Origin of the sequence: Chroococcidiopsis thermalis PCC 7203 (assembly GCF_000317125.1) — a bacterium.
GTDB classification, from domain to species: domain Bacteria; phylum Cyanobacteriota; class Cyanobacteriia; order Cyanobacteriales; family Chroococcidiopsidaceae; genus Chroococcidiopsis; species Chroococcidiopsis thermalis.
In genome coordinates, this window is the sequence record NC_019695.1 from 6,059,135 (window position 1) to 6,082,343 (window position 23,209).

Genomic DNA, 23,209 nt, shown 5'->3' on the forward strand with positions numbered 1-23,209 from the left:
AAAGCTAGCTAGGTAATTGGTAAATGTTAGTTGGTAGTGGGTTTACAGGTTGAAAAGCGCGATTATTATTTAGTTGCTAACCCTTCGTTGTGAATTATGTAGAAAATATTAAAAATAGCAGAATTGGGCAATAGTTCGTGCTATTTGCTAGCGAGCTAAAAATCAAGCCAGCTTGACTAATTTATCGCCATAATCTGTCGTTACTATGAGCGATCGCGATTTTATAGTAGCGATTTTATAGTAGGGTGGGCAATGCCCACTTATACTCAATTGGCTTTTATCTACAGCAAATTAGTTAAGCTAACACGCAAATTATTAAAAATAGCTGCAATATCGCTAATTCAGCCAATAAGAGTAAATACTTAATCTCATCAAGAATTGCGAAGCACAAACATTGCGATCGCCCCCTCACAAGCCATTTCATCCTACTGTTCCTCAAAGTAATAGAATGAAGATCTAGAATTGCAGTTGCAATATAGTTGCATTGAGTACAGATTCCGTAACAATTTCTACAGAATTGGTGACATAAAAATCTGTATTCATGAAGAGTTTGTCATCTTGACCCAATAGAAAGCTTTCTATGAGTTCTTCGATCCGCTTCTTAATGTGCGCCCCCGACCACTATGATGTGGACTACGTGATTAACCCCTGGATGGAGGGTAACATTCACAAGTCCTCCCGCGATCGCGCCGTCGAACAGTGGCAAAAGTTGTTCCATGTCCTAAAGGAACAAGCCGTTGTCGATTTGGTGCAACCGCAACCAGGCGTACCAGACATGGTATTTACTGCGAATGCAGGCTTGGTTTTGGGGGATACAGTTGTCCTCAGCCGATTCTTCCACAAGGAGCGTCAGGGAGAAGAACCATTCTTCAAGCAGTGGTTTGAGTCCAAAGGTTACACGGTACACGAACTGCCTAAAGACTTACCATTTGAAGGTGCTGGAGATGCACTGCTAGATCGGGAAGGACGCTGGTTATGGGCTGGGTATGGCTTCCGTTCCGAACTCGATTCTCACCCTTATCTCGCCAAATGGCTTGATATTGAAGTGTTATCCTTGCGCTTGATGGACGAGCGCTTCTACCACCTCGATACCTGTTTTTGTCCCTTGAGTGGCGGTTATCTCCTCTACTATCCTCCCGCTTTTGATTCCTATTCCAACCGTCTGATTGAAATGCGGGTTCCAGCTGAAAAGCGGATCGCTATCAAAGAAGCCGATGCGGTGAACTTCGCCTGTAACGCCGTCAATATCGACTCGGTAGTGGTGATGAATAAGGCGAGCGAAGATTTAAAAGCTCGCTTGACTAAACTGGGATTTCAGGTAATTGAAACCCCGCTGACAGAATTCCTCAAAGCTGGGGGAGCCGCCAAATGTCTGACGTTGCGGGTGACAGAACCAGTACGGGAAGAAGTCCACGCCAGCACGCCTGTGGAAAGTCGTGCTGTCCGTATGGAAGGACATTTGTTGGATTCCGGTTTAATCAACCGCGCTTTAGATGCGATCGTGGAAAATGGCGGTAGCTTCCAAGTGCTGAATTTTAGCTTGGGAGAACAGCGACAAAGCACGTCTTCGGCTGAAGTGAAGGTGACAGCGCCATCGCGCGACGTGATGGAAGAGATTATATCTCAGCTAATCGATTTGGGTGCTGTGCCGCGTCCGCAAGAAGTTTGCGACGTGAATATGGAACCCGTACATCAAGCGGGTGTAGCTCCCGATGATTTTTACGTGACGACGATTTATCCGACAGAAGTGCGGGTAAATTGCGAGTGGGTGAAGGTGCAAAATCAGCGCATGGATGGCGCGATCGCAGTTACATTTAATTCTGGTAGTCCCGTGGCTCGGTGCAAGTTATTACGGGATCTAGAAGTCGGCGAACACGTCATCGTTGGAATTGAAGGAATTCGTACCATTCGCAAGACGGAATCGCGGGAACAGCGCAACAAGCAAGAATTTAGTTTTATGTCGGCTGGAGTCTCCAGCGAACGTCGCGTCGAATTAGTGGTGGAACAAGTTGCTTGGGAACTGCGACAAGTGCGCGACCAAGGTGGTAAGGTGGTTGTCACGGCTGGACCCGTAGTAATTCATACAGGTGGCGGGGAACACCTATCGCAGTTAATCCGCCAAGGCTACGTGCAAGCTTTGTTGGGTGGAAACGCGATCGCCGTCCACGATATCGAGCAAAATATGATGGGGACTTCCCTCGGTGTTGATATGAAGCGAGGAGTCGCCGTACAGGGAGGACACCGCCACCACTTGAAGGTTATCAACACGATCCGGCGTTATGGCAGTATTGCTAAGGCTGTCGAGCAAGGTGTATTGCAAAGCGGAGTTATGTACGAATGCGTCCGTAACAACGTCCCCTTCTGCTTAGCGGGTTCGATTCGAGATGATGGTCCTTTACCTGACACCGAGATGGACTTAATTAAAGCTCAAACCGAATATGCTCGGTTATTACAGGGAGCAGATATGATTTTAATGCTCTCCTCGATGCTGCATTCGATCGGTGTAGGGAATATGACTGCTGCTGGGGTGAAAATGGTCTGCGTCGATATTAACCCCGCCGTAGTCACAAAACTGAGCGATCGCGGTTCGGTTGAATCTGTGGGTGTAGTAACGGATGTAGGATTATTCCTGAGTTTGTTAGTACAGCAGTTGGATAAGTTGACCAGTCCTTATCACTTGGTACAAGTCTAATCTCAAGTGGTAGGGTGCGTTTTGAAAACGCACCTTACTAAGAATTACTGTCTGTTGGGTAGCACAGCCGTGCTACCTATTTTTGTCGAAATCCGCAATGGTACGGTATGCACTCACGGCTAAATTTACATATTGTAATAATATGAACGAAATTTATTTTCAGGTAATAGCTATCTGTAACTTATCCTCTGCTGGGTCAATAGATAACAGAAAAAATTATGCAACCTACCATGTCATCTCTTTCCAATCGCGATTTTAAAAATAATCCATTTCTCTCCCCAGGTGAATACTGTACCTGCCATATTGGTATATCAGAATCAGATGAGCGGATGGCTGCAATTATAGTCAATAAGCAATACTATAGTTTTTTTAAGTCAGTTAAAGATAGAGAAAAAGCCTTAAGTGTAATTAATAAGCTTCAAGAAAAAGGCAACGATGCTTTAATTGTTAAAACCCCTAAAGGATTTTCAATTTGGGTTTTAGAACCTACAGCATATTTGTGTAAATCGAAATGAGCAGTAGGGGCGCACAGCTGTGCGCCCCTACCCTGTCACAATTACGGGAAGAAGAACACGACATAGGCAAAGAACCGAACATCCCCCAATGAGTGCCTTTGGTAGCCTAATATTGGGTTGAGAAAAGTCAACCCCCGATAAATAAACAGCTGTTGAGTCGGAAATTCAGTTAACACACATTAGCTAGAGATACAGCAAAGTTCGGAGGTAATTATGGCACTAGTACGTTGGGAACCATTCCGCGAATTTGAAATGGAACCATTCCGCGAATTTGGCAGCTTACAAAGAGAAATGAACCGTTTGTTTGACAGCTTGTCACCTCGCACTGGTGGTAATGGTGGGATGGCGTTCGTACCCGCAGCTGAATTGCAAGAAACACCAGAAGCAATTCACTTGAAACTCGAAGTTCCTGGAATGGAAGCTAAAGATTTAGACGTACAAGTAACATCTGAAGCTGTTGCAATTAGCGGCGAACGTAAATCTGAAACCAAGACTGAAGAAAAAGGTGTAACTCGTTCTGAATTTCGTTATGGTTCGTTCCGTCGCGTCATTCCACTGCCAACGAGAATTCAGCATGAAAACGTCCAAGCTAACTATCAAAATGGCGTTCTAACTCTCACATTACCGAAAGCAGAAGAAGAAAAGAATAAGGTTGTGAAAGTTAATATTGGATAAATTCTCAGTCAGGTAGGTGAATTCCTACCTGACTATTTACTGTTTGTAATACGAAGAGATTGAGCGAATAGAATTCGCGACTACACAGGCTAAGTCCGCCGTTGACTCAAATCGCGATCGCAACTAGCCCCTAAATTAGCAAATTTAATATTTTCGTCTGGTTTCTACCGCTAGCTGCTTCAATATCCCTGGTACAGTCGATTGTAAGGCGTGGCGGATCGCTTCTAATTGCTCTAAATCTACTTCGTTCGTCCATTCATCCATAAAAAACTTTTTAACTTCAATCGAGAGGACGCAAGCAGAATCAGGAAACTTTTGATGTACCCAAGTAGGAAAATGTCCGCCGTAAAATTTGACATTTTCTCTTACGTCAAGTTGCCTTCCCAAAAAATCAAAGTTGCGGAGATCCGAGAGAAAACTTTGAATGATAGAATGCCAGCGATCGCGATCCAGCGTGGCAGTGCCTAAATTGATTTCTGGATTATATCTCGGATCGGCAGGTTCAGCATCCCGTCCTAAACGGCGATGATTATAAGTATGCAGTTCAAATACAACAAAACGTCCGTGACGGCGTTCTAAATCTCTAAAAATTCGTTCTAAATTAGCATAAAAAGTATCGTATTCAGCTAAGGAACGAGTAAGAATTTCAGCTGGTGGTACGGATTGCCAAACTTCCAAACCCCATGCATCTCTGGGGTCAATATAAACTGCTTTTTCTCTAGGACGGTTGAGATCTAATTCAAACCGCGATCGCTTTACCACAATTTGCGTATCTGCGATCGTCGTCCAAGCCGCCGTAAATGGGTCTTCTTCTCGCCAGCGATCGGCTTCGCTGATGACCATTAAATCTGCAACTTCCTGCCTGACATCATGACCGTCATGTAAAGCTACAGCCGCGATCGCGCCATTTCCAACTCGCTCTAATACCCAGCAGGGATTCATCAGTTATCAGTTATCAGCAAATAGAAAGTAAGTAGTAGTTTTAAAAGTATTATTTGACCTAATTTTTGGTAAATTGGTTTTTCCTTTGCTAAATACTCATTAGCATTTTTATTTTCTCGTATGTAGTGTACTATAAACTGTAATGAATCACACTTTTTAACTTCTGACTTCTGTACTGGTGGGTTTACCAAAAAACTTTGTACTGAACGGAAATTATAGGTAAACCCGCCCTTACGACTTCTTTTGTGGTAGTCTGCAAACATGGGCAAGGTTACACGCGGTACGATCGCGGCTGGAGATGCAAGAACCGCCGCAGCCGGAATTGAAATGTTTCGCCTGGGTGGTAATGCTTTTGATGCAGCCGCCGCTGCTGTTTTAGCTTCATTTGTCACCGAATCATCGCTGACTTCTGCTGCTGGTGGAGGTTTTCTGTTAGCGCATACTCAGGACAATCAGAATATTTTATTTGATTTCTTTTCCCAAACTCCGATTCATAAAAGACCTCAACAAGAAGTTGATTTTTATCCAATAGACGTTAACTTTGGCGATGCTATTCAAGAATTTCATATTGGACTGGGTGCGATCGCTACGCCAGGAAATATTGGTGGTATTTATCACGTTCAACAAAAGTTAGGTAAATTACCTTTTCATGTCGTTACCGAACCAGCAATTCACTATGCTAAATATGGTATAGAAGTGAATGAGTTTCAAACTTACTGCTGGCAAATTTTACAACCAATTTTGACAGCTACCAAAGCAGCACGACAAATTTACGCGCCGCAAGGCGTGTTGCTGGAGGTAGGGGATAAATTATTCATGCCTGATTTTGCCGCAACTTTAAATTATCTTGCCGAACGAGGGGTGCAAGAGTTTTATCGAGGAGATATTGCCCGACAATTAATTAAAGATTGTCAAACCGATGGCGGTTATTTAACTGATGCAGATTTAGCAGAATATCAAGTCATTGAAAGAGAACCGCTGACAATTAACTATCGAGGGAATACACTATTAACAAATCCACCTCCTAGTTCGGGAGGAATGTTGATTGCTTTTGCTTTAGAATTATTGGCTCAACTCGATTTATCTAAAATTGGTTTTGGTACGCCGCTACACTTACAAATTCTTACAGCAGTCATGCGATTAACCGATCGCGCTAGAAAAGAAAAGTACGATACTAATGTTTATCAAACTAATATAGCAGAAACATTTTTAGCTGCTGCTCAAATTACCGAATATGCATCGCAATTAAATTCAGTTGTGAATAAATGGGGTAGTACTACCCATCTTAGCGTTGTAGATGATGAAGGAAATGCCGCTAGCGTCACAACTTCTAATGGAGAGGGTTGTGGTTACATTATTCCGGGTACGGGCATCATGCTAAATAATATGCTAGGTGAGGACGATATAAATCCACATGGTTTTCATCAATGGCAAGAAAATGTCCGAATTTCTTCAATGATGTCGCCCACAATTGTATTAAAAGACAATCGCCCTGAAATTGTTTTAGGTTCTGGTGGTTCTAAGCGAATTAGAACGGCTATTTTACAAGTTATTTCTAATATTATCGATTTTCAAATGCCTGTAGATCTAGCTGTGAATAGTTCTCGCCTGCATTGGGAAGATAATGTCTTGAATCTGGAACCAGGGTGGAATGAAGAAGCGATCGCTAACTTAATTTCTGCTGATGAAACATCCCTATTATGGAACAAGCAGAATATGTTTTTTGGCGGCGTGCATACAGTCATGGAAGATGAGTCGGGAATCATTTCAGGTGCGGGAGATAAACGACGCAATGGTGCGATCGCATCTATCTAAACCCCCCTTGATTGAATGTCGGCTGGTAGGGGCGCACAGCTAGCTGTGCGCCCCTACATATGAATTAACCAAAGTCCCCCTTTTTAAAAGGGGTTGGGGGGATCTAAAGCCCCCCTTTTTAAGGGGGTTGGGGGATCTAACCTACCAATGCTTCCTCTTTAATTTTTGCCCCAAAATGTTCGACCAATAAGTCCCGCACCACTGATTTTAAATCTTCACAGGCAACCCGTTTCATCACCTCTTTACCTAAGTGGGCATCCTTACCAACCTTGCCACCCATCCATATATCTACTGCCTCCACCGTGCGATCGTCTTTGCGCGTTTTCGTGCCGATAAAACCAATATCTGCAACTTGAGGTTGACCGCAGGAATTCGGGCAACCAGTCCAATGAATTCGCACTGGTTGAGTTAAGATTAACTCTTGTTCGAGTTCCTTAACTATTGCTAAAGCGCGGTTTTTAGTTTCAATAATGGCAAAACCGCAAAACTCATTTCCAGTACAAGAAACTAAGCCTCGATTTAAAATTCCTGGCTCAATTGTAAAACGCTCTTTTAGCAGAGGTTCGGCTAAAAATGCACTCAAACGTGTATCGGGAATATGGGGAATAATTAAATTTTGCTCGACGGTGAGGCGAATTTCTCCATTGCCGTAAACCTCTGCCATTCGCGCCAGTTCAAACATTTCATTTGCATACAAGCGACCGACAGGAACGTGCAATCCGACATAATTTAATCCTGTTTGTTTTTGGGGATAAACTCCAATATGGTCGCGTTTTTCCCAGTCAATTTCATCTTTTTCTGCGGCTGTAGCTAGCGGTTTACCGAACCGTTGTTCTACCTCAGCGCGAAACTTTTCTATTCCCCATTGGTTAATTAGATGCATCATGCGGCACTTCTGGCGGTTTTCCCTCGGTCCATTTTCGCGATAGACCATCATCATCGCCAAAGTTAAAGCAACCACATCTTCGGGAGGAATCCAAGCATCAAGGGGAATCGCCGATACATATTGATTGGGGGCAAAATAACCACCGACAATGATGTTAAAGCCTAGTGTCCCGTTTTTATATGCTGGAAGCAAGCCGAGGTCGTTAATTTCGGCGTGAACCGAGTTATCGCGACCACCAGCCACAGCTATGTTAAATTTTCGGGGTAAATCGCTCAGTTCGAGATTGCCTTCACCGTTGTTAGTAATGGTATCTTGGAGAATGCGGCACAATCCGCGCGTGTCAATGAGTTCGTTGGCATCGATACCTGCAACAGGGGAACCCGTAATGTTCCGCACGTTGTCCATCCCTGACTGGACGCAGGTTAGACCAGCTTGTGCCAGTATGTTGATAATATCAGCAATATCTTCGATGCGGATGCCACGCAGTTGTAAGTTTTGGCGCGTGGTAATGTCTGCGTTACCTTGGTCTTGAAATCCCGCACCTTGACAGTAGCGTTGGACAATATCTGCTAGAACTCGCATTTGAGTACTAGTTAAGATGCCGTTGGGTATCCGCATCCGCATCATAAATTTACCAGGAGTTACTGGGCGATGGAAGAAACCCAACCACTTGAGTCCGAAATCTCGCTCGAACTCGTCCATTGCTTCCCAGCCAATTTGGGCGAAGTGTTCTAGTTCTTGTTTGAGTAATAGAGGGTGTTTTTTAGCTTTGGCTTGTTCGACTTTATTTAATTTCTGTTTTTTAACTGCTTGTGTCATCGATCTAGCCTACGAGAGTTACTTTACAGCAAGTGCGATCGCATTTGCGCGTCAGATCGGGTTGTTCGGTAAAATCCTTTTGTTGCTAGATTATTCGGCTTTGATGAAAGGGTTCGTAGGCTTTGTTACCGTTGCTCTAGTTTTGTAGAAGTTATCTGTCTTTAGAATTAATGCATCTATCTATAGTATTATTTTTAATCTACAGTTGGTAGACAAATTTGATGGCGAATGCATTTAGATTGGTACGGAGACCACGGGTAAAATGATAGTAAATGTGGTTCCTACATCGACTTCACTCTCCACATAAATCTCGCCGCCGCAGACTTCAACACACTTTTTAGCGATCGCCAGTCCTAAGCCAGTACCAGGAGTGCTACCGACATTGCTAGCGCGGTGAAAGGGTTGAAAAAGCTGTTGTAAATCTGCTTTGGGAATACCTATTCCCCAATCTCGAATTTGAAAAGTTACCATTTCTGGTTGAGCAATTAAATGAAATTGTACGCTACTACCTGCGGAAGAATATTTAATTGCATTGCTGAGTAAGTTAGCTAAAATATGTCGCAGTAGATTTTCATCCCATAATGCTTTTTCTGTTTGACCCTGACAGGTGAAAACTAGAGCGATCTGTTTTTTGGCTGCACTCAGTTCTAGTGTTGCAACTAGTTCTCGGCAAAATTCTTGAATATCTAAATAGGTAGGTTGGCATTGAAGTTGTCCCGCTTCAGCTTTCCCCGCTAGAGAAACTTCATCCAACATCTGCGCCATATTTTTAATCGCAGCATTAATATGTTGAAAATGGGTTAGTTTTTGTTTTTCAGTTAATTTTCTTTCGCTATTTTGTAGTAGTCCAGTTGCTAAAAGAATAGTTGTTAGTGGACTGCGAAAATCATGCGATAGCATTGAGACAAATTCAGATTTAAATCGATTCAGTTGCTTAGCTTTATCTAACTCAACTGCACTTTCCTGCACCTGGGTTGCTAATGCTTGATTTTTGGCTTGTAAAGCTTCTGCTGCCTGCTTGCGCTCGATCGCATAACATAGCGATCGCACCAACAATTTAGCATCGATCTGCCGTTTCACTAAATAGTCTTGCGCCCCTTGTCGCACTGCCTCAATTGCTAATTCGTCATCGTTCGTATTCGTCAGCACGACAATTGGTAAGCTAGGTGCTTGTTGTAGTAGTAGAGGTAAAGATGCCAAACCCTGGCTATCTGGGAGAGTCAAATCTAGTAAGACTGCATCGTAAGGTTGTGACGATATTAACCCTCGATCCAGTTCTGCTAAAGCATCTCCCAATCGCTTGACATGTGCCAGATGAAAGTGTCTGAGATTAGCTTGCCGCAAAATCTCTTGTAAAAATCTGGCTTCTGCCAAACTATCTTCAATTAACAAGACTTTTACTAAACTGGCAAGCATAGTTTTCTGGTTTTTCCCCCTCCTTTTTACAGTTATCAGTGACCAGTGACCAGTGACCAGCGAACAGTGACTAATGACCGATGATTCAGCGACCATTTTTTCGGCTCATTTTGAGAATTTGCCACAACATTTTGCTGAGTTCTTCTGCATCTTGATAAATGCTGTCAAAGGCTTTTCGTTAAAGTAGCCTGTGTCCTTTAGTAAAGAAAGCCAGTATTTTGTCTCCAAGCATTCTTTATAAGCTATTGATATTTTGGCTCGAAACTCTGCTGGAGACATGGCTCCGTTTGCTTCTGCAATATTTGCCCAATTGCAGTTCCGCTTCTGAGTAATTGTTTTGACAGTACAAACTCCTTTTTATCGTTACATAGATGCCTGTAAGCATTCACAATCCTAATAGCAAATAGATAAGCCTTATCATAAACTTTACTACTCATTGCTTACTACATCTGGTCAATGTTTCACTGTTCGCTGGTCACTGGTCACTGGTCACTGATTTGATGGCAATGTAACGGTAGAGAGCCAAAACTCTTCAATTCCCTTGACAATCTGAAACAATTGGCTGAGATTGCGAGATTTGGTGATGTAACAATTGACGTGTAAAGCGTAGCTATGGGCGATGTCCTCGTCATTCCGCGAAGTCGTGAGGACGACAACAGGAATGCTTTTGAGTTGAGGATCGGCTTTAATTTCTGCCAAGACTTCTCGCCCGTCCTTTTTGGGTAAGTTGAGATCCAGCAGAATTAAATCGGGGCGAGGTGCATTTACAAACTCGCCCTCTTGACGCAAAAATGCGATCGCGTTGACTCCATCCCGTACCGACATCACTTGATGCGGTACGGAACTATTTTTTAACGCCTCTTCAATTAAACGGACATCGGCTCTATTGTCCTCTACCAAAAAGATCGTTTTGTGCTTTGCGTCCGTTTCTCCGCTCACGATCGCGCCCTCCTACGGGTAGCGTAAAATAAAATGTTGCCCCAGCCCCAAGTTGCGACTCCACCCAAATTCGTCCTCGGTGACACTCGACAATCTTTTTACAGATTGCTAAACCCATTCCCGTACCTGGGTATTCGTCTCGTGGGTGCAGGCGTTGGAAGATCACGAAAATGCGATCGCTAAATTGTGGTTCAATACCCATTCCATTATCTCGTACTGCAAACAGCCACTCATCTTCTTCTTGACGCTGTGCCGAGATGTGAATTTCTAGTGGTTTGTCACTGCGGAATTTAATTGCATTACCAATCAAATTTTGAAACAGTTGCATCAATTGGGTGCTATCTGCCATCACAGTCGGTAATGGATCGCGGCTAATTTTCGCCCCACTTTCGGTAATGCGCTGTCTTAAATTACCTAAAGCACGGTCTAAAGCCGTATCAACTTCCGTCAGTTCAAACTCAACTCCCTGCATTTCTACTTTAGAATACGCCAGCACGTCATCGATCAGGGTTTGCATTAAGCTAACTCCCTCGACAGCAAAATTAATAAATTCCTTCGCGTCTGCATCGAGTTGCGATTGATAGCGCATTTCTAGCAATTGGACGTAATTTGCTACCTGATTTAGCGGTTCTTGTAAGTCATGGGAAGCAACGTAAGCAAATTTTTTCAATTCGGCATTCGATCTTTCTAAATCGGCGGCTAATTGTGCTAATTCGTCAGCTTGGCGCAGTACGATATTGACAATTGCTTTTCTTAGTTCCAGCGCGGCTTTAATTTCTACTTGTTTCCAGGGTAAAGACGTGAGGCTGACTGTTTCTTGCCATAATTGGAAAGATTTGCGCGGACACAATCGCAGTCCATTCTCTTGATTCAATTCGTAAGCATTATGAGGATCGCCGCCCCAATTTACTGTTTGAATCACTTCGGGACGGAACCATAATACGTAATTGCGCTTAGAAATTGGAATTGCTAATAAACCACTAGCAACATGTTTGAATCTTTCCGCATTGGGATAAACTTGCGCTAAGGAATCGGTGTAGAACACTTCTTCTTGAACGTTATTTTTCAGCCACTGAACTAAGAAATTTAAGTCTTCTGCTACGGGAGTTTTACCAATCGTCGTGCAAGTATTGCCAAAACAAATTGCTGCACCTTGGGCATCGGCTAAGTTGAGAAGGTTTGGTTTGTGTTTAATCAAACCATCAACAAAGTTCTCTTCTTGAGACATATATTCGACTAAAGCTGACTGCACGTAAGCCAACTGTCGCCGATAGGCAAAATCCTCCGTTTCTTCCCTAGAAGCAATTTCAGAAAAGACCATCCGTCCCAAAAATTCGCACGCTTTGCGTAATTCGTAAGAAACATACATGGGTGTTTGATGGTGACAAGCAATTAAACCCCAAAGTTTTTGGTCTTTAATTAACGAGATTGTCAGCGAAGCACCTACACCCATATTGTGTAAATATTCAAAATGACAAGCTGCGGCACTTCTAAGAATGGAATTCGTCAGTTCTGTAGGTTCTTTGCTAATTGGATTAATTGCTGGTACGAGGGTTACAGGTTCGCAATGACTATCGGGAATTAAGCGAATCCAATTAGAGGCAAATAGTTTTCTGGCTGGTCTAGGAATATCAGATTCAGGAAAGTGTAGCCCCAAATATGGTTCCATGCTATCGAGTTTTTCTTCAGCAATGACAGAACCATGTCCGTCGTTATCGAATTTATACAACATGACGCGATCGAAGCCAGTCACGTTGCGAACTTCTTGGACGATAATTTGACAGAACTCTCTGAGATTTGAAGTTTCTTCTAAGCGATTAATAGATGCTCTAGCTAAGTGATAAAAACTGAGAAAAGGAATATTTTCTTGGGTTAGCGCTGGTTCTAATTCTAAAATTAGAAATCCTTCTATATTGCGATGAAATACGCCATCAAATACAGAATATTCATCGCCCTTCTTTCGTACCCACAATTTGACGGGATTGATGATATCGAGATCTTCTGTTGCGGTTAAGCCAGTCTGAATTCTCTCTAACTGAAAAGGATCGATAAATTCTGATAAAGGTCTTTGTAACATTTGTTCGGCAGCAATTCCGAACGTAGCGATCGCATTACTGCTAATTTGTAAAATTGTTAGATCTGGCTCTGCTAAAACAATTAAAATTCCATGCGGTTGAATCTGATTAAAAGTATGAATTGCTGGTTCTTTTAAACGGGTGATATCGATACCTTGAGCTTGAAAATCGATGACCATATTACTTCTCCTAAGTTGATGACGGGAGCAGCAATAGAGATGCGATCGCTTTTTTGATTTTTTGGCGATCGACCTTCTGAATATTAGCTAAATGTCGCTCCCGTAATGTGTGAAAAAATACTTCTGCTCTGTCAGTAACGAAAAGCTCTCGGAGATCCCCCAACTCCCTTAAAAAGGGGGCTTTGTTCCCTCTTGTTTAATGAGACTTTATTCCCCCCTTAAAAAGGGGGCTAGGGGGATCTTGTTTTAACCGAAAAGTATTAAACTCACCTCTACAATTCAATCTTTATTCTTCAAAGAAGTGTATCATGTTCGACAAAACAAAACTCTGCACGATCGCGTTTTGTATCTTAATTAATGTGAGCTAATTTTGCAGAAATATAAACTTTTTATAAAAAATTCAATTCAAATAAATTTTTCGTTACAAATACCTTCGTAATGTAAGGGTGGGTTTACTTATATTTTGGTATGAAAGTTTCCCGTGTAGAGACGTTACATGTAACGTCTCTACACGGACAATTGATTTCACAATTCATCTAGGTTGCTATATATATGGAAACAATTTAATTATGAATCGATGTAGATAGTTACCTTTAGCCTCTGGTGAGATATTTATCTAAATCTGGTACGTCTACCCAACTGCGTTGTTGGTGAGAAGCATGGCTGAGATCCATTAACAATTGCGAGTAAACACCTTCGCGAATGGAAGGAATTAGGGATTCTCCGCTATCAATTCCTTGCACCCATTGATTAACCACGCGAATAAATGGGGCGATGCGTCCGTCTGTATAAGTTTTGTCAAATCCCAACCGCATGGGAATTTCCAATTCTACTGGCGGTTGTCCGGCGGCAGCAGCCCAGAGGTGAAAGCCGTGGACGTAATCTTTTTGATTTTGACTGACTAAAACTAAAGTACCGCGATCGCCATACACTTCTACTGAGTGCGTGCGATTTGCATACACTGCCGAACTAATATTAATTTGGCAAGGCGTACCGTCTGCCAGCTCTAGCATCAGCATACAGGTGTCATCAGCATCTACTAGCTTCATTTCCCCCGTCAGAGGATCGAGCCGTTGAGGAATGCTAGTACTGAGCTGGGCGCACAGTTTTTGCACTGCACCAAACAACCAATTCATGTAATCAAAAGTATGGGAAGCTAGCGCCCCCAAAGCCCCACCACCCATATCTTTACGAGAATACCAATTCCAGGGGCGGGAAGCATCGGCGCGACTGGGAACCAACCAATCAATTTTAATCAGCCGTTTTTCACCCACATAATCTTCCGCTAGTAATTCAGCTAACCTTTGCCATGCGGGAACGAAGCGATATTCAAAATCTAGAGTCACGACGAGATTGTTAGCTTTGGCTATATGGTACAGTTCTCGCGCTCCTGTAGCTGAGAGCGTGGTGGGTTTTTCTAATAACAGGTGCTTACCTGCTTGCAGTACTGTTTTTGCCATTTCGTAATGTAGAAACGGCGGGGTAGAGATGCTAACTGCTTGGACTTCTGGTAGAGCGACAATTTCTTCTAGCGCAGAACTCGCATGGGGAATATTATGAGTTTGAGCGATCGCCTGAGCTTTGTCGCGATCGCGGTGATACACTGCTACAACCTGCGTCCGAGGATGAGCCTTAAACCCAGGTAAATGAACTTTTTGTCCAAATCCCGTTCCGACTACCGCCACACCAATTGAAGACATAACCCAATCTCATGCCACTGCTCTTTCTTATTGTGCGACAGATAGGCAGTGTAGAGACGTTACATGTAACGTCTCTACACTGCTTTTGACTTACTAGTAAAACACTTCTGACTTTTGACTTGTGACTTCTGACTTCTCCCTCGTTTCTTCTAAAGTCGAGTGGTGATTTGCGGTTTGGCGTTGGGAAATGTCGGTTGGCTGTACGCTGTTGGCTTTGAGAATTTCCGCGTTGAAGCGATACCCTACGTTACGTACAGTTTGAATTAAACTCGGTTGGCGCGGATCGATTTCGACTTTTTTCCGCAAAGATAAGACGTGAGTATCGATGGTACGGGGATTATCTATAGCATCGGGCCAAGCACGCCGCAACAATTCGGAGCGGCTGAGGGGTAAACCTCCAGCTTGCGCCAAGACGTAAAGTAAACTAAATTCTTGAGGCGTGAGGTCGATGTATTCACCTTTGAAGTAAACGCGACGCTGGACTAGATCTATTTGCAAAGTGCCGTAGTCCAAGTAAGCTGGTGCGGCTGGCGTGCGTTGACGGCGAATCAGCGCTTCGATTCGCGCCAAAAATTCCTGCATCCCAAAGGGTTTGCACAAGTAATCGTCTGCTCCTGCTTTTAAGCCAGTGACAATATCCGCTTCGGTGTTGCGGGCAGATAGCATCAGAATCAGTGGTTGCTGCTGTTGCTGTAGCCAACGGCAAAACTCTGTCCCGTCACCATCAGCTAATTCAGCATCGAGGATCACTAGTGTGGGTTGGCGCGTTAAAAATACGTCTCGCGCTTGATAGAGACTAGCTGCTTGATATACTCGATAGCCTACCTGTTGTAAGTGCCAACTGAGTAGCGATCGCAGATGTGGATTTCCCTCTACAATTTCTATACAAACCGAGGTCACAGGTGCAAGATTCCTTTTATACGTGACTCTCAAGGTATCAAAGCCTGTGTCAAGCTTTTGTAACAGCTGCTACCTCAGGATCAACTCTCTAGCAGTCTTGACTAGCGAACAGACATCGGCTAATATGTATTTCTAAAACTAAACTTAAAAAAACTTAATATTTTGAGACTCGATCGGTCGCTCAAGCATCTAACATCAAATTGGTCAAGAATGACACGCAGGAAAAATCGCCCTAGAGATACAAACTTTTTGGTATCAATTTGGTCTATGATGAAATAAATGAGACAAAAATTATATACAGTACAGTCATTGTTCGACTATTAGTTAGTATAGAGGACTCAAGATAAAATCGACTTGCTAAAACTGAATACACTCTTACTAAGAAGAAATTCATAATTTCTATGTCGCTAGTAAGCGCGATCGCTGCTTGAAAAACTCAGCTTAGAGCAGACAACTTAAAAGTTCTATCCCGGCAAATTCCTTTAAGAAACACATTTTCAAGGCACAATCGATCCCTTCATCTTGCGCTATGTTACAAGATACTCAAACAATTCGCCACTATCAAAAACTGACCGATGCCCTGGTCGAAATGTGGCAAAGAGGCTATCGCACAGACGATTTACGTTTGTATTTAGACGGCTATCTCGCAGCCATGAGGCATTCCAACATCCTCGAACCCTATCTAATTCATCGTTTAGAGGAAGAAGCAACCCGCTTTCTATACGATCCGTATAACTTTGAAATGCCGGTTCAGCCAGAACCAGAATCAGACTACTATTAAGTTACTGTAGATTGGCTCGAAATAGGATTCAGTGGAAAATCAGATCGAAATTTTGAATTTTGAATTAAATTGGGCTTCTTCCGAGCGGGTAAGGTCAAGCTTAGATCGGTCAGCTATTTATGCTGATGCTTAAAATTGGCTAAAAATTGCCAACAATTAAAAATACACTTTGCCGCAAATGAATAGGGGCATACAACTGTACGCCCCTATACGCATTTCTATCCAAATCGTTAATTGTTAAGAAGCAAGTGCGACTTCTACCATCTGTTGTAACTCGCCACTTTGGTACATTTCAATCAGAATATCAGAGCCGCCCACAAATTGACCGTTAACATAAACTTGAGGAATGGTAGGCCAATTGGAATACTCTTTAATTCCTTGTCGGATTTCAGAGTCTGCTAAAACGTCAACAGTCTCGAAGGGAACTCCCAGAGTGTTAAGAATTTGCACGACATTGTTAGAAAAACCACACTGGGGCATCAATTTGTTGCCCTTCATGAAAACCAAGATTTTGTTTTGTTGAACGAGATTATCGAGTCGCTCTTTCAATTCTGGAGTCATAGCTGTTATTCCTAGTCTTGAGGATGAGATATTAGCGCTACCGTAGAATTATGGGAGAAGCCAGCTTACACCACTTGGCTGACAGCTTGCCAAGCTTGGGGTGTGTAAGTCCTTAGTGCTAGGGCATGGATAGCTTCTGATGACATTGCTTGATTGAGGGAACTGTAGACGAGTTGGTGCTGTTGTACTCGTCCCTTACCTTCAAACTGGGAAGAAACGACTACTACTTGGTAATGATCTCCACCCCCAGTCAAGTCTTGTACTTGAACTTGGGCATCTGGGATCGCTACCTTAATCATTTCCTCAACTTGCTGAGGACTAATCATTTCAATTCCTAATTGCTGAACTCTTTTCTAATTTAACTATTTCTAAGGATAGATGAGCGATCGCCCCGGCGCTACTGTTTTGGAGCAGATTGTTCGGCAGGCTTAGCTTCACTCCGTTGCGGCGCATTACCAGTATCGCCAGTACGCGGAAAAGGCGTGTCAACAAATCCTAACTCGAATAGTTGTTGATAGGCTTTTTTGCCCAAATCTCTAGTTGGGTTTTGACTGTTAACAATCTGAACCAGCAGCGGTACGGCAAGTTCTGGCTTGTTTTGCGCTCGATGTACCAATGCCAGTTGGTAAGTCGCATCATCGCGCATTTGGGCAGTATCCAAGGCTTTCTTACGCTGGCTATCGGCAACGCGATTGTCAATACCTTGAAAGTTACCAGCTAGCTGTTGGTAGAAATTAGACATTTGATTGAAAACCTGACGCGCCTCCTGCAACTTTTTCACCGCTGTGTCGTAGTTTTGAGAGGAGATAGCGCTGCTAGCTTCCGACATCAGCCGTTGACCTCCAGCCACGCTCAAAACGCTATTATTCTGGGCAGAAGGTTGAATAATGTTAGGATTTTTTGGATCGATAGGTTGAGCTTGGTTAGGAGTAGCTGGTGCTGGTGGCGTTTGCGCCTGGACGTAAGTTGGGGACAGCAAAGTAATAGCTGCGATCGCCGAAAATAATGTTATGCAGCTATGGTAATGGAAGCGTTGAGTTCCAGCAGAAATCATGGCTTAATTCCGTGCGCTAAAAAACACAAGACCGATTTTGAACTTCGGGTATCTTATCAGGTATCAGTTATCAGTTATCAGGAAGTCGGTGTAGAGCCGTTGCAGGCAACGTCTGTATGGGAAGTCGGGGATAGAAAGCAGTTACTTTCGACTTTTAGCTTTTGACTTTTGACTTTTGACTTTTGACTTTTGACTTTTGACTTTTGACTTTTGACTTTGTTCCCTCGGCGGCGATACCTGAAGCTATTGTTTTAAATAAAAGATTCCTTTCTTTCAGAGTATAGGGAAGGAGCGCTGTCTTGCTCTACGGTTGCTTGCGTCTTACTGCCCAACTGTTTAAGTGCTAGTTCTAAATCTTGTGTCAATTGCTTCGCATCTTTTTTAATCGAACCCGTGCTGTAATCTCCTACTTGGATAGGAGAACCAATACTAATCCTAACCTGAGATCTCCACGGTACGGTGGGAGGATTATAGTAAATACCGAGCGGTAAGATTTTGACACCTAAATTTGGCTGACTTGATTCGGCTTGTAGTGCTAGGCGAGCTAAACCAGGTTGAAGAGAATTCAGCGTACACTCGCGATTTTTTTTCAGGTCGCCACCTTCAGGAAAAATGACTAGCATTTCTCCTTGTTGTAGTAATTCTACGCCATGTCTGAGAGTAGCAATGGATGGACGCTTCACATCAACAGCAAACCCTCCGAGATGGCTAATAAACCATCCTTGGATACCCTTCATTTCGTCTATGGACACCATGAAACGCGGATCTCGCCCGGTTGCAACCTTACCCACGATTGCAGGAACCATGAGCGCATCCCAACGAGAACGGTGGGTAGGTGCTACGATGACAGGACCTCCATTCGGCAAGTTTTCCCATCCGCTAACTTCAATCTTGTCAAAATAAAAGGGGAAGACCAAACGCCGTCCGATAGGATATACTATGGGCGTTAACCAAGGCGAAACGTGAGAGCTTGCAGCCACCTTGGTCTTTTTAGTTGTCCCAATATCAGTGTGCGAGGAATCGAGCTGAATCATGAGGGTGGCGAGTGTGTAAGCGAACGTAAAGTTATATGGCTTTAATTCCACCCTAATTTTTTTAGTCGCGATCGCTACACATAGGGGACAGTTTTAGCAGTGAACAGTGACCAGTGACCAGTGACCAGTTACTTTTCTCCCCCTACTCCCTGCTCCCTGCTCCCTCTCTTCTGGCGGAACCAATCTTGCAGTTGTTGACGACAGGTGGATTCTAAAATGCCAGCGAGAACGGGGAGACGATGGTAGGAGCAGGCGCTATCGGGAATGTTGGTGACGGTGCGAATAGCTCCAGTTTTCGGATCGTCTGCACCATAGACAAGTAAACCAATTCGTGCTTGGACGATCGCTCCCGCACACATGGGACAAGGTTCTAGGGTAACGTATAGGGTACAGCGATCGAGATGCCAGTTTTGTAAGGTTTTACCAGCTTGGCGCAAAGCAATAATTTCTGCGTGGGCGGTGGGATCGTTGTCTCGTTCGCGCCGATTTTCTGCTTCGGCAATGACGTTACCGTTTGAATCGATAATTATTGCGCCTACGGGAACTTCTCCGGCTTCCCCGGCAATTTGGGCAAGAGCGATCGCCCGTTGCATCCATTGGCGGTGGATGATGTATTCTGGGGCTTCAATCATGTTTCTGCTGTTTTTTGTTCGCACATAGTAGGGGCGCACAGCTGTGCGCCCCTACTACAGCGTGCATCCCTACGAACGTTTCTACAAATATTAGGCTGGCTGAGCGAGGAGAGGATCTAATTTGCCTTCGCTATCTAGTTTGTAAATATCGTCGCAGCCACCGAAATGCTCGTTATTGATGAAGATTTGCGGAACGGTGCGCCGTCCGTTGGCGCGTTCTGCCATTTTATTTCTCGCTACATCATCACCATCAATCTTGTATTCCGTGTAGTTGACACCCTTCCACCACAGTAGTAGTTTGGCGCGGATGCAGTAGGGGCAAGTCTGCCAGGTATAAATCTCAACGTTGGCTTTGACTCGCTCTGGATGACGGTTGAGAATCGGATTGAGGAAATCCAACATAGTTATATTATTGGCAATCTGGGCAGAAATTTACGAACGCGATCGCATATTAATTCTGATTATACTTAACTACAGTCAGCCTACGTGAGAGTTTGGTAATTGGTAATTGGTAATTGGTAATCGGTACTATCTCTCACCTTCACTGTAAGTCTTTAATTATGCCTCTATTGGTATTTTTACTGGCGATCGCTAGAAACTCACAAATGACTAATGACTAATGACCAATGACGAGCTTGGAGATTTAAGTTTTGGGTATTGAATTACGTAGTTATGTATTTATAGACAGCTTACAACCTCAACACGCAGCTTACATGGGAACGGTGGCAGCAGGTTTTTTGCCATTACCAGGTGATGCTTCTCTGTGGATTGAAGTCTCGCCAGGGATTGAGGTGATCCGATTAATGGATATTGCCTTAAAATCTGCTTCTGTGCGTCCAGGGGTGCAGGTTGTAGAACGGCTTTATGGATTGCTAGAAGTCCATTCTAGTCGCCAGGGGGAGACGCGGGCAGCGGGTAAGGCGGTGATGGAAGCAATGGGAGTACGCGAACGAGATTGCCTCAAGCCACAAGTGATGTCGAGTCAGATTATTCGCAATATCGATCCGCACCAAACACAATTGATTAACCGCACCCGCCGAGGACAGATGATTTTGGCAGGACAAACGTTGTATGTATTAGAAGTTCAACCTGCGGCTTATGCAGCTCTAGCCGCAAATCAAGCAGAAAAAGCAGCTTTGATTAATATTCTAGAGATTCAAGCGGTGGGTAGTTTTGGACGGCTTTACCTGGGTGGGGAAGAACGAGATATTATTGCGGGTTCGAGTGCGGCGTTGGCGGCGATGGAAAATGCCCACGGGCGCGAACTTCCTACTGTTGGTGGGCGCAAGGAGTAGCAGGAATGGCAAATCGGGAGCATCTGGCGCTACTGCAACAGGGTGCGGTTACTTGGTTAGAGTGGCGCTCTTCATACGTGCAGATTGTACCTGACTTGAGCGCGGCTAATTTGTGTGGGGCTAATTTTAGGGGTGCTAATCTTACCAAGGCTAATCTAAAAAGAGCCAATCTCGATCGCGCTAAACTGATTGCAGCTAATTTATGTGGGGCTAATCTCAGTGCAGCTAGTTTGTGCGAAGCTGAATTGATTGACGCTAATTTGCAAAAAGCCGAATTAGTTGACGCTCAGTTAATTTCGGCTCAAATGATGGGTGCAGATTTAGCTTATGCCAACCTGATAGGAGCAGATTTGCGGGGTGTCGATTTAAAAGCCGCAGATCTCAGCCATGCTAATTTGACGGCGGCTGAATTTATTGGAGCTACTCTTAGCGAAGCAGACTTGAGCGTGGCGAAATTAAGTCGGGCTAGTCTGGTTTATGCTAATTTAACTGGGGCTAATTTCAGTCATGCTAATTTGAGTAGTGCTAATTTATATGAGGCTGAGGCGATCGCTACTTATTTTTATCGCGCTAATTTATGTCAAGCTAATTTGAGTGAAGCTCATTTTGGTGGGGCGTATTTGTTTGGTGCTGATTTAAGTGCAGCAGAGCTTTATCTGACGGATTTGAGATGGACGAATTTAAGTAAAGTTAATTTTACAAATGCTAATTTAATTAGAGCAGATTTGCGGGGCGCTAATTTGAGTAGGGCTATTTTTATAGGGGCTAATTTAACCGAAGCTAAGTTGGATGGAGCTAATTTGAGTAAGGCGATTTTTCAGGGGGCAATTATGCCTGATGGTAAGGTTCGTCATTAAAATGGGCGATTAAAATCGCAGCTACACAAACTAAGTCCGCACAGGCGGACTAGGAAACAATGGAAGATTTGAAACCTGCGGAGGCAGGTTTTGTCTGTTATAGCCGCGAATTCTATAACAATTGCTAAACCATAAGTACAAAAATACTAAAAGACGGTCAAGAAAATTGAAGTTGCGATCGCCTCCTCAATTCCCTTTTACCCCTTACCCCTTACCCCTTACCCCTCCCTAGCAGCAAAACTTAACAAAACCTGAGTAAATACTTGTAGTCCACGGGGTTACGCCGTTTGGTAGACTTATGTACTGATACAGCCGCAAAACAACAGCAGCAAACAGAGCATTGGGAGGACAGACCGCGTGGAAAATACTCTAGGTTTAGAGATTATTGAAGTTGTAGAACAAGCAGCGATCGCATCTTCCCGTTGGATGGGTAAAGGCGAGAAAAACACTGCTGACCAAGTGGCTGTAGAAGCCATGCGGGAGAGAATGAATAAAATTTACATGCGGGGTCGGATTGTCATCGGTGAAGGCGAACGGGATGAAGCCCCCATGTTATACATTGGCGAAGAAGTCGGGATTTGTACCCGTGCCGATGCCAAAGATTACTGTAACCCAGATGAATTAGTTGAAATTGACATTGCCGTTGACCCTTGTGAAGGGACTAACTTAGTCGCCTACGGACAAAACGGCTCGATGGCTGTGTTGGCGATCGCCGAAAAAGGTGGTTTGTTTGCTGCTCCTGACTTTTACATGAGAAAGCTCGCAGCACCAGCCCCAGCACGCGGTCATGTCGATATTAATAAATCGGCTACCCAAAACCTCAAAATCCTCTCAGAATGCCTCGGACGCGCCGTAGAGGAGCTAGTTGTGGTCGTGATGGATCGCCCTCGCCACAAAGAACTCATTCAAGAAATTCGTCAAGCAGGGGCAAGAGTACGCTTAATTAGCGATGGTGATGTCTCCGCCGCGATCTCCTGCGCTTTCTCGGGAACGAACATTCATGCCTTGATGGGAATTGGCGCAGCTCCAGAAGGCGTGATTTCTGCTGCTGCATTGCGCTGTTTGGGCGGGCATTTCCAAGGACAATTGATCTACGATCCAGAGGTAGTCAAAACTGGTTTGATTGGCGAAAGTAAAGAGGGAAATATTGCCCGTTTGAAAGAAATGGGAATTAATGACCCAGACCGAGTTTACAATGCTGAAGAGTTAGCTTCGGGTCAAACCGTCCTGTTCGCTGCTTGTGGTATTACCCCAGGTACGCTGATGGAAGGTGTCCGCTTCTTCAAAGGTGGAGCCAGAACCCAAAGTTTAGTTATCTCCAGCCAATCTCGCACGGCGCGGTTTGTAGACACGATCCATATGTTTGACGAACCAAAGACACTGCAACTGAAGTAGGAAGAAAAGGGAGCAGGGAGCAGGGAGCGATCGAGCAGGGAGAATTC

21 protein-coding genes and 1 pseudogene are annotated in these 23,209 nt (G+C 44.0%); 8 read left to right on the forward strand and 14 right to left on the reverse strand.

Features of this window, described 5'->3' with window-relative positions; genetic code table 11:
- Positions 1–580 precede the first annotated feature (580 nt).
- From argZ to CHRO_RS26385, 3 genes are all read left to right on the forward strand, one after another.
- The gene (argZ, locus tag CHRO_RS26375) at positions 581–2,692 is read left to right on the forward strand and encodes a bifunctional arginine dihydrolase/ornithine cyclodeaminase (RefSeq protein WP_015157287.1); all 2,112 of its coding nucleotides are present in this window, start codon (positions 581–583) and stop codon (positions 2,690–2,692) included.
- A gap of 218 nt (positions 2,693–2,910) precedes the next feature.
- The gene (locus CHRO_RS26380) at positions 2,911–3,207 is read left to right on the forward strand and encodes a hypothetical protein (RefSeq protein WP_015157288.1); all 297 of its coding nucleotides are present in this window, start codon (positions 2,911–2,913) and stop codon (positions 3,205–3,207) included.
- A gap of 213 nt (positions 3,208–3,420) precedes the next feature.
- A complete protein-coding gene (locus CHRO_RS26385) occupies positions 3,421–3,882 on the forward strand; it encodes an Hsp20/alpha crystallin family protein (RefSeq protein WP_015157289.1) in 462 nt (153 codons plus the stop codon).
- Between the two features lie 144 nt (positions 3,883–4,026).
- Here CHRO_RS26385 and CHRO_RS26390 read toward each other — a convergent pair whose 3' ends face one another.
- A complete protein-coding gene (locus CHRO_RS26390; protein WP_015157290.1) occupies positions 4,027–4,824 on the reverse strand; it encodes an N-formylglutamate amidohydrolase in 798 nt (265 codons plus the stop codon).
- A 261-nt stretch (positions 4,825–5,085) separates the two neighbouring features.
- Between CHRO_RS26390 and ggt the strand changes: the two genes are divergently transcribed.
- Entirely contained in the window at positions 5,086–6,639 is a 1,554-nt protein-coding gene (gene ggt / locus CHRO_RS26400; protein ID WP_015157291.1) for a gamma-glutamyltransferase, read from the forward strand.
- Positions 6,640–6,775: 136 nt separating this feature from the next.
- On the opposite strand, the gene CHRO_RS26405 is transcribed toward ggt, so the two are convergent.
- From CHRO_RS26405 to CHRO_RS26435, 7 genes and pseudogenes are all read right to left on the reverse strand, one after another.
- A complete protein-coding gene (locus CHRO_RS26405; RefSeq protein WP_015157292.1) occupies positions 6,776–8,344 on the reverse strand; it encodes a ferredoxin--nitrite reductase in 1,569 nt (522 codons plus the stop codon).
- A gap of 234 nt (positions 8,345–8,578) precedes the next feature.
- A complete protein-coding gene (locus CHRO_RS26410) occupies positions 8,579–9,760 on the reverse strand; it encodes a hybrid sensor histidine kinase/response regulator (RefSeq protein ID WP_041462649.1) in 1,182 nt (393 codons plus the stop codon).
- A gap of 85 nt (positions 9,761–9,845) precedes the next feature.
- A pseudogene (locus CHRO_RS34980) lies at positions 9,846–10,197 on the reverse strand (four helix bundle protein).
- Positions 10,198–10,249: 52 nt separating this feature from the next.
- Entirely contained in the window at positions 10,250–10,699 is a 450-nt protein-coding gene (locus CHRO_RS26420) for a response regulator (protein ID WP_015157294.1), read from the reverse strand.
- On the reverse strand, positions 10,644–12,953 hold the full coding sequence (locus tag CHRO_RS26425) for a sensor histidine kinase (RefSeq protein WP_015157295.1): 2,310 nt from the start codon (positions 12,951–12,953) through the stop codon (positions 10,644–10,646). The genes CHRO_RS26420 and CHRO_RS26425 overlap by 56 nt, the downstream gene beginning before the upstream one ends.
- Before the next feature lie 593 nt (positions 12,954–13,546).
- Positions 13,547–14,653, reverse strand: coding sequence for a Gfo/Idh/MocA family protein (locus CHRO_RS26430; RefSeq protein ID WP_015157296.1), 1,107 nt, complete (start codon positions 14,651–14,653; stop codon positions 13,547–13,549).
- Positions 14,654–14,746: 93 nt separating this feature from the next.
- A complete protein-coding gene (locus tag CHRO_RS26435) occupies positions 14,747–15,553 on the reverse strand; it encodes a response regulator transcription factor (protein WP_015157297.1) in 807 nt (268 codons plus the stop codon).
- Positions 15,554–16,082: 529 nt separating this feature from the next.
- Between CHRO_RS26435 and CHRO_RS26440 the strand changes: the two genes are divergently transcribed.
- Positions 16,083–16,334, forward strand: coding sequence for a DUF6761 family protein (locus tag CHRO_RS26440; RefSeq protein ID WP_015157298.1), 252 nt, complete (start codon positions 16,083–16,085; stop codon positions 16,332–16,334).
- Between the two features lie 237 nt (positions 16,335–16,571).
- Here CHRO_RS26440 and grxD read toward each other — a convergent pair whose 3' ends face one another.
- The 6 genes from grxD to grxC all read right to left on the reverse strand — a co-directional run bounded on the left by grxD (position 16,572) and on the right by grxC (position 20,017).
- Positions 16,572–16,895: a Grx4 family monothiol glutaredoxin gene (grxD, locus tag CHRO_RS26445; protein WP_015157299.1), complete on the reverse strand. Its 324-nt coding sequence runs from the start codon at positions 16,893–16,895 to the stop codon at positions 16,572–16,574.
- A gap of 65 nt (positions 16,896–16,960) precedes the next feature.
- Complete coding sequence (locus CHRO_RS26450) at positions 16,961–17,221, reverse strand: BolA family protein (RefSeq protein ID WP_015157300.1); 261 nt, start codon at positions 17,219–17,221, stop codon at positions 16,961–16,963.
- 71 nt (positions 17,222–17,292) lie between these two features.
- Positions 17,293–17,949, reverse strand: coding sequence for a hypothetical protein (locus CHRO_RS26455; RefSeq protein WP_015157301.1), 657 nt, complete (start codon positions 17,947–17,949; stop codon positions 17,293–17,295).
- A gap of 251 nt (positions 17,950–18,200) precedes the next feature.
- Positions 18,201–18,983: a lysophospholipid acyltransferase family protein gene (locus CHRO_RS26460; protein WP_015157302.1), complete on the reverse strand. Its 783-nt coding sequence runs from the start codon at positions 18,981–18,983 to the stop codon at positions 18,201–18,203.
- A 128-nt stretch (positions 18,984–19,111) separates the two neighbouring features.
- A complete protein-coding gene (tadA, locus tag CHRO_RS26465; RefSeq protein ID WP_015157303.1) occupies positions 19,112–19,615 on the reverse strand; it encodes a tRNA adenosine(34) deaminase TadA in 504 nt (167 codons plus the stop codon).
- 90 nt (positions 19,616–19,705) lie between these two features.
- The gene (grxC, locus tag CHRO_RS26470; RefSeq protein WP_015157304.1) at positions 19,706–20,017 is read right to left on the reverse strand and encodes a glutaredoxin 3; all 312 of its coding nucleotides are present in this window, start codon (positions 20,015–20,017) and stop codon (positions 19,706–19,708) included.
- 248 nt (positions 20,018–20,265) lie between these two features.
- Here grxC and ccmP point away from each other — a divergent pair, with 248 nt between their 5' ends.
- The 3 genes from ccmP (at position 20,266) to glpX (ending at position 23,162) form a co-directional block, all read left to right on the forward strand.
- Positions 20,266–20,910: a beta-carboxysome protein CcmP gene (ccmP, locus tag CHRO_RS26475; RefSeq protein ID WP_015157305.1), complete on the forward strand. Its 645-nt coding sequence runs from the start codon at positions 20,266–20,268 to the stop codon at positions 20,908–20,910.
- Positions 20,911–20,915: 5 nt separating this feature from the next.
- Complete coding sequence (locus tag CHRO_RS26480) at positions 20,916–21,767, forward strand: pentapeptide repeat-containing protein (RefSeq protein ID WP_015157306.1); 852 nt, start codon at positions 20,916–20,918, stop codon at positions 21,765–21,767.
- Between the two features lie 357 nt (positions 21,768–22,124).
- Positions 22,125–23,162, forward strand: coding sequence for a class II fructose-bisphosphatase (gene glpX, locus CHRO_RS26485; protein WP_015157307.1), 1,038 nt, complete (start codon positions 22,125–22,127; stop codon positions 23,160–23,162).
- Positions 23,163–23,209: the final 47 nt, after the last annotated feature.